The sequence below is a fragment of the uncultured Caulobacter sp. genome (assembly GCF_937900395.1).
Lineage (GTDB): Bacteria > Pseudomonadota > Alphaproteobacteria > Caulobacterales > Caulobacteraceae > Caulobacter.
This window is the reverse complement of sequence record NZ_CALCDX010000046.1, coordinates 1-13,093: the sequence shown is the minus strand read 5'-3', so window position 1 is coordinate 13,093 and position 13,093 is coordinate 1. Positions and strand designations below refer to the sequence as shown.

General features: G+C 67.4%; 13 protein-coding genes. 6 read left to right on the top strand and 7 right to left on the bottom strand.

The window, feature by feature from the left end:
• The first annotated feature begins 340 nt into the window (after positions 1–340).
• The 4 genes from Q0379_RS04000 to Q0379_RS03985 all read left to right on the top strand — a co-directional run bounded on the left by Q0379_RS04000 (position 341) and on the right by Q0379_RS03985 (position 5,066).
• Positions 341–1,342 carry a 2-hydroxyacid dehydrogenase gene (locus tag Q0379_RS04000; protein ID WP_299004538.1) on the top strand — a complete coding sequence of 334 codons (1,002 nt, stop codon included), beginning with the start codon at positions 341–343 and terminating at the stop codon, positions 1,340–1,342.
• Between the two features lie 202 nt (positions 1,343–1,544).
• On the top strand, positions 1,545–1,997 hold the full coding sequence (locus tag Q0379_RS03995) for a host attachment protein (protein ID WP_299004536.1): 453 nt from the start codon (positions 1,545–1,547) through the stop codon (positions 1,995–1,997).
• Positions 1,998–2,439: 442 nt separating this feature from the next.
• The gene (locus Q0379_RS03990) at positions 2,440–3,711 is read left to right on the top strand and encodes a bifunctional enoyl-CoA hydratase/phosphate acetyltransferase (RefSeq protein WP_299004533.1); all 1,272 of its coding nucleotides are present in this window, start codon (positions 2,440–2,442) and stop codon (positions 3,709–3,711) included.
• Positions 3,711–5,066, top strand: a complete 1,356-nt coding sequence (locus Q0379_RS03985; protein ID WP_299004530.1) for an acetate/propionate family kinase — start codon at positions 3,711–3,713, stop codon at positions 5,064–5,066. Before Q0379_RS03990 ends, Q0379_RS03985 begins: the two co-directional genes overlap by 1 nt.
• On the opposite strand, the gene Q0379_RS03980 is transcribed toward Q0379_RS03985, so the two are convergent.
• The 4 genes from Q0379_RS03980 to Q0379_RS03965 form a co-directional block, all read right to left on the bottom strand.
• A complete protein-coding gene (locus Q0379_RS03980) occupies positions 5,063–5,443 on the bottom strand; it encodes a DUF6491 family protein (protein WP_066680660.1) in 381 nt (126 codons plus the stop codon). The two genes, Q0379_RS03985 and Q0379_RS03980, sit on opposite strands and share 4 nt — an antisense overlap.
• A gap of 4 nt (positions 5,444–5,447) precedes the next feature.
• The gene (locus Q0379_RS03975) at positions 5,448–6,218 is read right to left on the bottom strand and encodes an RNA polymerase subunit sigma-70 (RefSeq protein WP_299004527.1); all 771 of its coding nucleotides are present in this window, start codon (positions 6,216–6,218) and stop codon (positions 5,448–5,450) included.
• Positions 6,215–6,586, bottom strand: coding sequence for a DUF5335 domain-containing protein (locus Q0379_RS03970; protein ID WP_231732259.1), 372 nt, complete (start codon positions 6,584–6,586; stop codon positions 6,215–6,217). The genes Q0379_RS03975 and Q0379_RS03970 overlap by 4 nt, the downstream gene beginning before the upstream one ends.
• Before the next feature lie 94 nt (positions 6,587–6,680).
• Positions 6,681–7,358, bottom strand: coding sequence for a BON domain-containing protein (locus Q0379_RS03965; protein WP_299004523.1), 678 nt, complete (start codon positions 7,356–7,358; stop codon positions 6,681–6,683).
• Positions 7,359–7,533: 175 nt separating this feature from the next.
• Here Q0379_RS03965 and trxC point away from each other — a divergent pair, with 175 nt between their 5' ends.
• On the top strand, positions 7,534–7,971 hold the full coding sequence (gene trxC / locus Q0379_RS03960; RefSeq protein WP_299004520.1) for a thioredoxin TrxC: 438 nt from the start codon (positions 7,534–7,536) through the stop codon (positions 7,969–7,971).
• An 18-nt stretch (positions 7,972–7,989) separates the two neighbouring features.
• On the opposite strand, the gene Q0379_RS03955 is transcribed toward trxC, so the two are convergent.
• The 3 genes from Q0379_RS03955 to Q0379_RS03945 are packed head-to-tail and all read right to left on the bottom strand — an operon-like array spanning position 7,990 to position 11,056.
• Entirely contained in the window at positions 7,990–8,283 is a 294-nt protein-coding gene (locus tag Q0379_RS03955; protein WP_299004518.1) for a hypothetical protein, read from the bottom strand.
• A gap of 11 nt (positions 8,284–8,294) precedes the next feature.
• On the bottom strand, positions 8,295–10,673 hold the full coding sequence (gene lon, locus Q0379_RS03950; protein ID WP_299004515.1) for an endopeptidase La: 2,379 nt from the start codon (positions 10,671–10,673) through the stop codon (positions 8,295–8,297).
• The gene (locus Q0379_RS03945) at positions 10,670–11,056 is read right to left on the bottom strand and encodes an Hsp20/alpha crystallin family protein (RefSeq protein WP_291844210.1); all 387 of its coding nucleotides are present in this window, start codon (positions 11,054–11,056) and stop codon (positions 10,670–10,672) included. Before Q0379_RS03945 ends, lon begins: the two co-directional genes overlap by 4 nt.
• A gap of 927 nt (positions 11,057–11,983) precedes the next feature.
• Between Q0379_RS03945 and Q0379_RS03940 the strand changes: the two genes are divergently transcribed.
• A partial coding sequence (locus tag Q0379_RS03940; RefSeq protein ID WP_299004506.1) for a trypsin-like peptidase domain-containing protein occupies positions 11,984–13,093 on the top strand: 1,110 nt, incomplete at its 3' end.

Sequence of the window (13,093 nt, the reverse complement as noted above, 5' to 3'; positions counted from 1 at the left end):
GGCTTGGCCCCGAAGGGGCATCCTATCGACGGGCCAATACAGTTCAGAGCGCGGTCGCCATGGTCGAGACAATCTGTTTCCGGGTGGTCAAGGAACCCTACGGTTGGGCTGTACGGCTCGGAGAGGGTATGATGACGCCCTTCGGCTCGCGTGACTCTGCGTTGGACCATGCAAACGGTGTCGCAGAGGCGCTGCGGCGGCGCGGCGAGCACGCCGAGGTCGTGCTCGAAGAACGAGCGTTCTGTGCGGATCGGCCTTCGTGGCCCGGGCGTAGCCGATTTCCCAGCTTTTGGAGCTGAGCCCTCGCTTGCGGGGCTCGCGAGGTTGGAAGGAGCCGCTATTGCGGGTCGCAGTGTTCAGCGCGCGGCGGTACAACGAGGTTTTCCTTGGCAAGGCTAACCGAGCCGCGAAGCACCAGCTGGCCTTCTTCGAGAGCCCCTTGACGCCGCACACCCAGGGGCTGTTGGCCGGCTTCGAGGCGGCGTGTGTGTTTGTGAACGACGTCATCGACGCCAAGGTGCTCCGCCATGCCGCAGCCCAAGGCGTTCGCCTCGTGGTTCTTCGCGCGGCAGGGTTCAACAACGTGGATCTGGAGGCGGCCCGGGACGCGGGGGTTCACGTGGCCCGGGCGCCTACCTATTCGCCGCACGCGGTCGCCGAGCATGCCCTGGCGTTGATGCTGACGCTCAATCGTAAAACACATCGCGCCTACAACCGCGTCCGCGAGGGCAATTTCGCCTTGGACGGACTGATGGGATTTGACCTGCACGGCAAGACCGCGGGCGTGGTCGGTGCGGGCGCGATCGGCGGCGTGATGGCCCGCCTGCTGAAGGGCTTCGGCTGCCACGTGCTTGCGAGCGACCCGGTCCCCGACGCTGCGCTCGCGAGAGCAGGGGTGGAGTTCGTGGCGTTCGACGATCTGCTGGCCAAGGCTGACCTGATCTCCCTGCATTGCCCGCTCACCGCGGGGACCCGGCGCCTCATCGACACAAGCGCCATCACCCGCATGACGCGGGGCGTGATGCTCATCAATACGAGCCGCGGCGCGGTCATCGACACTCGGGCGGTGATCCGCGCACTGAAGGCCGGCGTCATCGGCAGCCTCGGCATCGATGTGTATGAAGAAGAGGAGGGCCTCTTCTTCGACGACCGCTCCGACCAAGTGATCGCCGACGATGTATTTGCGCGCCTGCTTACCTTCCCGAATGTGCTGGTGACGGGGCATCAGGGCTTCTTTACAGCGGAAGCGCTAACGGCGATCGCCGAGGCGACGATCGGCAACGTCACCGCTTTCGAATGCAACGGTCATGCGCTCCATGAAGTCCCGCATCGTCGAAGTTAGGGCAGCGGCGGACGGGAAGGGTCTACGGCGTCTTGAAGTGCTCAAGGCGCGCGATACATCCGTACTTGGGGCGAGGGTTTAAATTGGGCAGCGGTCGTCGGGCCGTCCGCGGAAGCATCGACCGGGACATGGATCGGTTCGGAACCGCCTCCCCGGACCCTCTCCGATCGGCGGCGACGAGGCCGAGCAGGGAGCAGAGTTCGTGACACACTCCACCGAGACCCTCATCATCCTCGCCGACGGCGCGCGGGCGCGCGGCCTAGCCGAACGCCGGCGTTACGGCCGGCTCACTGAGCTTGATGCCTGGACGCTTTTCGCCGACGAGAACGATCGACATCGGGCCCGCACTCCCGGCGGCGCCGTGTTCGACCGGTTCGGTTACGGGCGGGACAATATCCACGACGCCCCGCCCGCGGACGCCGCCGAACGACGCTTTCTGGAGGGCGTCGCCGAGCGCATCAACGCCGGCGCCGCCGCCGGCGCGTTCGAACGCCTGGTTCTCATCGCCCCGCCTCGAGCGTTGGGGGTCCTTCGGCACGCGCTCAAGCCAGCCGTCGCCCGACGCATTGAGGTGACGGATGATCACGAGCGCATCGGCGCCAGCGCCCAGGAGATCCGCCTCCTCCTGCGCGATCTCAGGGTTCCCGACCGCTGACGCGCCACGGCTGGTCGGCGGGGGGCCGCGCCTTCCGTCCACACAGTCGTGAGCGCTTCGACTCGAATATGGAGGGTTGTCCATGCCGCGCTCCGACCTAGGTCTGACCGCAAGTTCGGCTGGAAGGACACGGCTTGGCGCCCCCCCGCCTCCTCTGGCGTCTCCCCTTCAATCCTCTTGACGCGAGTTCCCCCATGAGACCGCTCAGGCCCCATGACATGCCGCGCGAGCCCCGTGCATCGATCAGCTCGCGGACGCCGCCGCGGCGTCGCCCAGGGCGGCGACCGCCTGCTCTTCGCCCAAACAGCGACTCGGCCCAGCCGCGGATCTTCGAAACGGGCGCTCAGGCGCCGAGGCGTCGCTCGAGATCTCGCCCATGCGGGTCTTGGTTCGTCCGCAGACAGGTTGCGCTCGAAGCGGCTGCGGCGAAAGGAGCTGCGCTATGATGCGGATTGAAATCGGCGGCGACGGGCCGCCAGACGACTCCGGATCCTGGCTGATGATCCGACGGTATCGCCGCCACCCAGGCTACGACTACTATGTGACCGCGTCCCGGTCCCTGGAAGCGCGGCTGCCGCAGCCGCTGCCAAGCGGTGGCCTAGGCTTCGCCACCTATGAGGCGGCGCATCTGTTCAGCCAGGGTCTCGCCGCCGCCCAGGTGGTGGATACTCTTTATGTGACGTTCACGCCGCCGGAGCATCCCGGCCATTGGCCGGCGCTTGCACTGCCGACGATCCACCCTTGCGATGCGGAAGACCAGCCGGAAGACATCGGGGTGGACGCCGACCCCCGCACCCCCGCGCCGGGCCAATGGCTGGACGACATCCTCGCCCGATGCGCCGGAAAGCCCGCAGTGCCGACGGCTGTCGCCCACCCATGCGACGGCGCCGCCCTCGGTGCAGCCATGGAAGCGGCGGCGCGCGGCCTGATCGAGCCGCTCCTGGTCGGGCCCGAGGTCAAGATCCGCCGCGCGGCGGACGCGGCGGGCGTCGACCTCCAGGGGGTACAGATCATTCCCGAACCTCACAGCCACGCCGCAGCGGCGCAAGCCGTCGCCCTGGTGCGCGCCGGCCAGGCGCGCCTGCTCATGAAAGGCTCGTTGCCGACGGATGAGCTCATGCACGCCGTGCTGGACGAGGTGCGCGGCCTGCGCACCGAGCGCCGGGTGAGCCACATCTACATCGTCGAGGCGCCGACTTTTCCGCGGCCGCTCCTGGTCACCGACACCGCGATCAACATCGATCCGGATCTGGATGACAAGCGCGACATCGTCCTGAATGCGATCGACTTGGCGCATGCCCTGGGCTTGCGCACCCCGCGTGTGGCCGTGCTCTCTGCGGTCGAAACCGTCAAGTCGCGGCTACGCTCAACGCTGGACGCGGCCGCGCTCTGCAAGATGGCGGAGCGCGGCCAGATCACGGGCGCCTTGATCGATGGCCCTTTGGCGTTCGACAACGCCATCAGTCCTCAGGCCGCCGAGGCCAAGGCGATCCGCTCGCCGGTTGCGGGCCGGGCCGACATCCTCGTGGCGCCGGATCTGGTGTCCGGGAATCTGCTCGCCAAGCAGCTGATCTTCCTCGGCAAGGCCGCCGCCGCCGGCATTGCATTGGGCGCCCGCGTTCCCATCATTCTGACCAGCCGCGCAGACGCCGAACGCACCCGAGTTGCGTCCTGCGCTGTGGCGGCGGTGATGGCGAGTGCGGAAGGCGAGTGATGACCGGTTCCATCCTGAGCCTCAACGCCGGATCCTCCAGCCTGAAGTTCGGCCTTTACCGACGCCGCGGGCGCCGCCTGGTCGAGACCGTGCGGGGCGCGGCCGAGAACCTCTCGACCCAGGCGCACCTGGTCGGGCGCGACAGCAGCGGCGAAACGCTGATCAGCGCCGCCTGGACCCCTGGCCCGGAGGCGCCCGACCATGCGGGCGCGCTCGAACGGGTGTTGGCCTGGGTGGGGCGGCGGCCCGCGAAGGAACGGCCATCGGTCGTGGCGCACCGGATCGTCCATGGCGGCGAACGATCAGGGCCGACGGTCGTCACGCCTGGGATCGAGACCGAGCTTGAGGCGCTGGCGCCGCGCGCGCCGCTGCATCAACCGGCGGGCCTCGAATTGCTTCGCCTGGCGCGCAGCCGCCTGCCCCAGGCCACGCCGGTGGCCTGCTTCGACACCAGCTTCCACGCCACCATGCCCGAGTGCGCGCGCATTTTCGCCATCCCCCGCGAGATCAGCGCCAAGGGTGTGAGACGCTACGGATTCCATGGCGTTTCCTACGCTCACCTCGTCCGACGCCTGCGTCAGATCGACGCCGCGCTCGCGCCGGCGCGCATCGTCGCCGCCCACCTCGGAGCTGGTGCGAGCCTGTGCGCCGTGGCGGGCGGAAAAGGCATCGACACCACCATGGGCTTCAGCCCGCTGGATGGCCTGGTGATGGCGACGCGGTGCGGGAGCCTCGACCCTGGCGTCATCCTGCATCTGCTCAGCCACGGGGGTCTGACGCCGGAGGGCGTCGAGGCGCTACTTTACCGCCGCTCAGGCCTGCTTGGCGTCTCGGGCGTCTCGGGCGATCTTCGAGAACTCGTGCACAGCGATGCGGAAGCGGCTGCACTTGCGGTGGAACTCTTCGTCTATCGCGCCGTCCAGGCGATCGGGAGCATGGCGGCCACGCTCGGGGGTTTGGACGGGCTGGTGTTCACCGGCGGCGTCGGCGAGCACAACTCGGAGGTGAGGGCGCGCATTTGCCGCCGCCTTGCCTGGCTCGGCGTCGATCTCGACCCGCAGCTGAATGCTGCGGAGGGTGAACGGCGCATTGATTCGCGCGCGAGCAGCGTGGCGATCTGGGTGATCCCTACCAATGAGGAGGCCGAAATGGCGCGCCAAGCCGCCGACCTGCTCTGGCCACCCCTGTCAGGCGAGCCCCAAGCGCCTGCGGCCGCGGAGCGGATCGACAGATTGCTGGATGAAGCGCTGGACGAGACATTCCCGGCCAGCGACCCGCCAACCCTCGTCCAGCCGCACGATCCGGACGGCCTCGAGCCGCCCAGCCGCGATCAAGGTCCAGCAGACACCGGCTAGGGCTTGGCCCCCTTCGGGAGCGCCGCCACCTCGGTTGGCGTCAATTTCCGAACGCTCTTCACCGGGCATTTCTGCGGCCCAATGGGCGACGGCGTCACGATCTCCGCGTCCAGACCCGAGCAGATCGTGGAGCCGCCGCGCGACACGAGAGCGATCTTCTGAGTCCAGTCCACATCCGGGCACGGTCCCATGAGCTCCAGTTGAAAATAGTCCTTAACCCCCACGCGCAGGTTCACAAGCCGGTCGCCCTGCGCGGCGAAACTATTGACCTGGTGGCTCCAGAAACACTGGCGAGCCGAGATCGGCTGCTGGGCGGCCGCCGATGTGACCGCTGCCACGCCCCCGACAACAGCAACGGCAAACGTTCTTACGACCATTAGCTTAGTCCTTGCGGCTGAGACAATCCGATGGGGAGATGGAGCGAGGTCGATGCCGAGTGGAACCTTTGACGCGCACCGGTGGCGACGGTTCCATGGTCACCGGGCGCTTGGCGCCTTCTGCCACCAGCCGGCCTGCGGCCACCCGACGCTCAGCGCCCTGAAGCAAGCGCAGCGCCTGGTCGGGTGGAAGATTCATCACCATGGATACCGCCTTTAGACTGAACTGATGCTCGACGACCAAGACCAGGGCTTCGCGTTCCTGCCGGCTCAAGGCATAGGCGTCTGCTGCGTCCAGGTCCGCGGGCGTGACGTCATGCGCCGGGATCGTGTCCTCCCAACGCAGGAGGTCGTCCGGCTGGTACCACTCCCACAAAGCCTCGTCCGAGGCGTCCAGCGCCTGCGCCTCCTCCTCGACTGAAGCCTCGAGCGAAACGCCAGCCAGCTTCCGGGCCCGTCGTTCGGAGCGGACGATCGACTCAAGCACCTTGAACTCCAGGCCCAACAGCCAAGCTCGCACCTCTAGCCCAGCGGGTTTGCGCGCGCGATCACGCCAGCCTCGCGCCAGGGTCTCGCCCACCAGCTCGTCAGCTGTCAGGTCCTGGGGTCGCAGATCGCCCACCGCGCGGCGGTAGCGCAGTTCGCGAGCCGCGGCGGCCAGGAGCTCGGGCAGGTGCGGCTCGACAGCGCGCCGGTAGGCGTCCTTGTCGCCGGCCAACACCCCGCGCCATGGCCCCGCCAGCGACGCGCCCGAACCCGTATCGGCGTCCGTCATGCAGCGCTCCCTTCCGGCGGGGGAAGGCTGAGCGGGCGTCTGAATTTGACGATATGCCGCTCGCCTGTACGCGTGTCGACAGCCAGGCTCTCCACCATGGCCCCTTCCCGCTGCGCGGTCAGTGCGGTCGGCGCCCGGATGATATGGTCGAGACCTTCGACGGCGACCTCCAGGATGTCGTCTTTCGGATCGTAAGCCACGCCGACCAGCGACACCCATTGCGCCTGAATCTGGTCGCCGAGCCCCAGGCTGGCCACCTCGATCTCGGCTTGAGCGCCTTCAAGTTGGCGGGTCAGTTGATCGCAGAACGCCTGCCATTGGCTCCTGGCGATGGTATGGTCAGACCAGTTCATGTTCGGCACCTCCATGGCTGTGCGCGTCTCCAAAGCTCATCCTTTTCAGTTCCTTGCCTTCCACGTCTGATCGCCCGCGCGACCATGTTTGGCGATGTCCGCGCGCAGGCTAGAGCGCCTGGGCTGCGAACGGCCAAGGATCGATCGTCAGTTCATTGCGGACCTCCGTGACACCGGGCGCCGACCAGGCTTGGCGTTCCGCCTCCTGCCGCTCCGCCCAAGAGCGGACATGACCCTTGAGAGTGACCTGGCTCCCATCGGCCTCGACGATCACATGCTGGGCGTCGACCTCGGCGCTCCGCAAGAAGGCTTCCTGGATCTTTTTTTTCAGGTCGATGGGCTGAACCTTGGGCTTGACAAGGATTGCATTGGCGACCGCGCGAACCCCTTTGATGTCGCGCACCGCGCGCTCAGCCCAATCCTTGAGGAACTTCCACTCCACATCGCCCTGCAGGCTGATGTCGCCGTTCTTGACCACAACCTTGATCCGCTCGGCGATGGTCGGCAAACTTCGCTTCAACGCTGCGACGGCGTCCCGGGCGATTTCGGGGTCAGGTCGTTGATCGACATCCGGCAGCCGAACGGCGATCTCATTGGCGATCGCCTGCACGCCCTTGATACGCTTGGCTGCGGCCACCGCCGCATAATAATCGGCGTAGCTATTGACGAACCCCGCCAGGGTGACGACACCATCCTTGACGCTCACTGCGATATCGTCATCGACGAGACCCGGCTCCCACGCCAACTGGGCCTCGACATCGCGTCGGACCTCCGAATCTCCACGCATTGCCCTGTACTCCTTAGCCACACATGTCGCTGCAGGCCGGCGTTCGCTCTCGCCGCCCCTTCCCTGAAAACTAGAGCGGCCGCGCGTCTGGACAAGACAGCCGCACGCGCGCGTGGCTGGCGCGGCTTGGCGGACCGAACTAAGGTGTGATGCAGCCAAGACACGGGAGGATGAGATGGCCGAGAGACGCCGTGTTGTCTGTCCCAACTGCGACAGAACCAATAGCGTGCCTGCCGACCGGCCGGCCGACGCGGCCAAGTGCGGGCGCTGTCACGCCAAGCTCTTCCCGCACGCCCCCATCGAACTGAGCGGCGATCGGGCGCGCAAACACCTTCAAAACTCCGATGTGCCGGTGATCGTAGACTTCTGGGCGCCCTGGTGCGGGCCCTGCCGGGCCATGGCGCCGATCTTCGAGCGGGCCGCCCAGGCGCTCGAGCCGCGGGCCCGGTTCGTGAAGATCAATGTCGACGAGAACCCGGACCTTGCCGCGCAATACGGCGTCCAGGGGATCCCTGCGATGTTCGCTTTCCAGAAGGGTCAGGTGGCGGCGCGCCAATCCGGCGTGGCCGACCTGGGCGTCCTCCGCGGATGGGTGGAGCGCCTGGCGGCCTGATTGGCCGCGGGCGGCTTCCTACGGAAGGTTGAGCCCAGGGTAGTAGGGCCGCACCAGGATCGATTCGTGCTGCACATAGATGGTCGGCACATGATTCTGTTCGGCCAGCTCCTGCGCCGCGTGCAGCGCGGTCTCCAGGCTCGCGTACCCGGGGCCGCCCGGGGGCAGGCGCCGGCCGACCATCGGCTCCAGCGCTGGGCTGACGTCGATGAAATACTCGAAAACGCGCGGACGACTGAGCCGGGTCACCACCAGAAACACGTCCGCCTGGGGCAAGGCGTCGCCCGCTTTCAGTTTGACGACCTCGGCCATCGTCCTTCCTCCTAGCTCGCCGCCCGGACCTGCGTCTGGCGCACGTCCCCACGCCGCGGATCCAACCCCGCTTCGATCGCATCCTCGATCCGCTCCAGCCAGATCAGTTCGAGCGTTTGGCGCGTCTCCTCCGGAATGTCGCGCTCGTCGGCCCGGTTGCGCGCCGGCAGCAGCACCCGCCGAACGCCTGCCGTCGCAGCGGCCACGACCTTCTCCTTGATGCCGCCGACGGGCAGCACCAGGCCCCGCAGGCTGATCTCGCCGGTCATCGCCGTGTCGCTGCGCACCGTCCGCTCGGTAAGCAGCGAGATCAGCGCCATGGTCATGGCGACGCCGGCGCTCGGCCCATCCTTGGGCGTGGCGCCTGCCGGCACGTGGATGTGGATGTCGCTCTCCTTGAAGAGCGACGGCGTGACGCCCAGCGCTTCAGCCCGGCTCTTCACCACGCTGAGCGCGGTCTGCGCGCTCTCCCGCATGACCTCGCCGAGCTGGCCGGTCAGGATCAGGCGACCCTCGCCCGGGGTGCGGGTGGCCTCGATGAACAGGATCTCGCCGCCCACCGGGGTCCAGGCGAGACCTGTGGCGACGCCCGGCACGCTGGTGCGCATCGCCACCTCGTTCTCCACCCGCGGCGGGCCCAGGATCGGCTCGAGGTCGGTCGGGCCGATGCGGACCGGCTCGGTGTGGCCTTCGGCGAACCGGACCGCCACGTTGCGCAACACTCGGCCGATCTCCCGCTCCAGGGACCGCACCCCGGCCTCGCGCGTATAGCGCGCGATCAGGGCCTCCAGCGCCGCAGGCTCGATTTGGACCTGTGTGGCGGTAAGGCCGTTCGCCTCCAGCTGGCGGCGGACCAGGTAGCGCTCGGCGATCTGCCGCTTCTCACCGGCCGTGTAGCCCGAGAGCTGGATGATCTCCATGCGGTCGCGGAGCGGACCTGGGAGGGTGTCCAGCATGTTGGCCGTGGCGATGAAGACGACGCGGCTGAGGTCGAACGGAACGGCCAGGTAGTTGTCGCGGAAGGCGACGTTCTGCTCCGGATCGAGCACCTCGAGCAGGGCCGCCGACGGATCGCCGTGCATGCCGGCGCTCATCTTGTCGATCTCGTCCAGCATCAGGACGCAGTCGCGCCGGCCGGCCTTGCGGATCGCCTGGATGATATTGCCCGGCAGGGCGCCGACGTAGGTGCGCCGATGGCCGCGGATCTCGGACTCGTCGTGCACCCCGCCAAGACTGAACCGCACGAACGGCCGATGCATGGCCCGCGCGATGGATTGGCCGAGGGAGGTCTTGCCGACGCCGGGCGGGCCGACAAAGCACAGGATCGGCGCCTTGCCTTCCGGCGCCAGTCGCCGGACCGCCAAGTGCTCGATGATCCGCTGCTTGATCTTCTCCAGCCCGAAGTGGTCCTCGTCCAGGATGAGGCGAGCTTCGGCCAGGTCGATGGGCGCGGCCTCAGGAACGCCCCAGGGCAGCTCCACCAGCCATTCGAGATAGGTGCGCACCATCCCGTACTCGGCCGCGGCTTCCTGGGTCCGGGCCAGCCGGCGCAGCTCCTTGCGCGCCTGCTGCACCACCTCCTCCGGCATATCGGCGTTCTCGATCGCCGCTTCGAGCTCGAACAGCTCCTCGCGTTCGCCTGAGCCCAGCTCGCGCTGGATCGCGGCCATCTGCTCGCGCAGCAGCGTCTCGCGCTGGCGCTCCCCGAGGGACTGGCGCGTGCGTTGGGCGATCTCGCTGGTCAGCCGCAGGACCTCGAGCCGTTGGGCGAGGAAGGCCGAAACCTTGTCGAGCCGCGACTCAAGATCGATCGCCTCCAGGATCTGCTGCTTCTCCGGCGGCTGCAGGTCGAGATAGGCGGCGACAAGGTCTGCAAGCGCCGCCGGCGAACTGGCGCCTTCCACCGCCGCCACCAGTTCACCGGGCGGGGACTGCGGAAGGAGCTGCAGCGCCTCCAGCGCCTGGCTGCGCAGATGCAGGAAGCGCGCCTCGATCTCCGCGCCCTCGGCCTCCGGTTCAGGAATGCGGCGGCCGCGGGCGACGAGGAAGGGGAACCCCTCCACCCATTCGTCGATCTCGAACCGTTCGACGCCCTGGCAAGCCACGTGAGGCGCCCCATCGGGCCCGGTGACGTAGCGCAGGACGTTGGCCAAAGTCCCCATGCGATGCAGGGACTGTGGTCCTGGGTCGGGCGCCTGGACGTCCTGTTGCAGCGCGAGGACGAGGGGATGCTGTTCGCGGAGCGCGTGCTGGGCGGCCGCGACCGAGCTCGGACGGTCGAGCACGATCGGGAACACGACGCCCGGGAAGATGACGTTGGACACTGGAACGACGACGACCGTGTCGTCCGGCAGGTTTCGCGCGCCGTTGATGGACTGCTCGCCGTTCATCGGTTCTGCCCTGCTTTGCGCAATGTGACTGTCAGACACCCATTCTCCGCCTGCCAGTCGATCCGGCCGTAGTGTCCAGCGGGGAGCGGCACCCGGCGGGCGAACTGGCCTTGCGGCAGCTCCATGTGATGGATCACCCCGCGGCGCATGCCCGGCGACGGATCGCGGCGCCCAGTGATCATCAGAGCGTCGCCGTCGATGAAGACTTGCACGCCGCTAGGATCGACTCCGGGAAGGGCCGCGACGATCTGCACGTCGCTGGCCGTCTCCAAGAGGTCGATCGGCGGTTCCCAGTAGGCGGTGCGCGGACTTGTGACGGGACGAAACGCCTCTCGGTGCAGCCGGTCGGCGCGAGCCAACATCTGAATGGCTTCCGACCACATCCAATCGCTCGCGCTTCGGTTCCCCATGGCTCCAGCTCTCCCGTACGACGACAAGCCTAACTCCGCCGCTCTACTGACGGAAACGACGAAACGCGGTAGCGGCTGGTGGAGGAATGACCTCCGCGTCTCACAGCACCTGGCTGCAGGGTTCCCGTAAAATCTAGCCACAGAGCGCGTTCATCTGGTCTTGAGGCCCACAAGCGGCGCGAGCCCACCGAAGGTCGAAGCGAGCCAGCCCTGCGGCGGTTGAGGGACAATACCTTGATCGTTCGTGCCGCCGAGAGCTGATCCATCGCATGCCCCATCGCGGTCGGGATATCGGTCGGTCGAGTCCCCCGACGTGACAGCGCGGCCTGCACTGAGGGGACTCGACGACCTCAGGCGCTCGTCCCACGGGCGCCCGGACGCGCCGCAGCGCCAACGCCGACGCGGACGACGGCATTCAAATTCCCTTGCCGCTTGGAACGCTGCAGATAACGAACTAGGTCGACCAGCCGGCCAAACAAGTAACAGCGCACGGGACTTAACTTGCCCGCTCGATCCCGATACGAGCGTGGTCGAGCGAGTAGCGCGGACCTTGTTGTTATCTCCACCACACCGGTTTGTCCGCCGGTGCGGCCGAAAATCAGGCATGCCTGCAGGCCGGCGCGTCTTGGGAAGTATCGACGCTGAAGCCGCTTCAAAGCGACCGCGGGGAGATGCTACGCGTCGGGATAAAAGGCTGTCGATCGGCTTGGCTGAGGCGCCGCGCATCACGGCCCTTTGCGACGCTCCCCCCAAGCTGCTAACCTAAGCCCGACGATCTTGACGACTGGATCTCGCGCCGTGACGCCAAGAATTTGGAAGGTCCTCGCCCTCGCGCTCGCCCTATTGGCCGCGGCGCTCTTTGGGGCTTTGATCACGACTCACCGGTCGGTCGTAGGCCAAATGGGCCCCGCCGCTGGGCCGACGACGCGCACCAGCGCCCCAGACACTTTTGCTCCGGTGATCGAGCGCGTCGCCCCCGCCGTGGTGTCGATCTATGCCGAGGGTGCGCCGTCCCCGCCGATCCTGGTCGTTCCCGACCTGCCGTTCTTCCAGCCCGAGTTCATACCGCCCACCCGGCGCATGTCGTCCGGTTCCGGCTTCTTCATCAGCGCCGACGGCTATGTCTTGACCAATCACCATGTGGTCGAAGGCGCCGAGCGCGTCGAAGTCGTGCTGCACAACGAACGTCGCCTCAAGGCGCGGCTCATCGGCAGCGACCCGGCCACGGACCTAGCCGTGCTCAAGGTTTCTGGCGGACGCTTCAGCTATGTGGACTTGCAGCGCGCCGGCGCGCCGAAGGTCGGCGACTGGGTCATCGCCATCGGCAACCCCTTCGGTTTGGGCGCTACGGCGACCGCCGGGATTGTTTCGGCTTACGGCCGCGATCTGGGCTCGGCGTTCGTCGACTACGTGCAGATCGACGCGCCGATCAACCGCGGCAACTCGGGCGGCCCGACCTTCAACACCCAGGGCGAGGTCGTCGGCGTCAACACCGCGATCTACTCGCCGTCCGGCGGCAATGTCGGCATCGCCTTCGCGATCCCGGCAGCCACGGTCCAGAGCGTCGTCGAGCAGCTCAAGGAGCACGGGGCGGACGTCGAGCGAGACGGGATCACGCTCACGCTCCGCAACGACTCTCACGAGCTCGGCAAGATCCCGACGCTGTTCCGGCGTGTCCAGCGGAACCTCTTCGCTGAGTGGCATCGGATCCTCTACGAGATCGCTGACGTGCGCGCCGAAGCGCTCGAACAGTTCATCTCGACGTCGTGGCCCCTCAACACTGCGAGCGGGTGGGTACTCGACCAGCACTGGGGGCCGTACCACGACATCGAGCGCAACGGCATGGACGACGACACGTTCCGCCTGTATGTGCGCGCCAAGCGGATGCTGAACCACTCGTGGGGCGCCGCCGACCAGGGCCTCAAGATCCTCCGTTTCCTCCTCGGACCCGTCCCCACGCTCGTCTTCACGTTCTGGGGGAACAAACACTGGACGATAGAGATCGGCGGG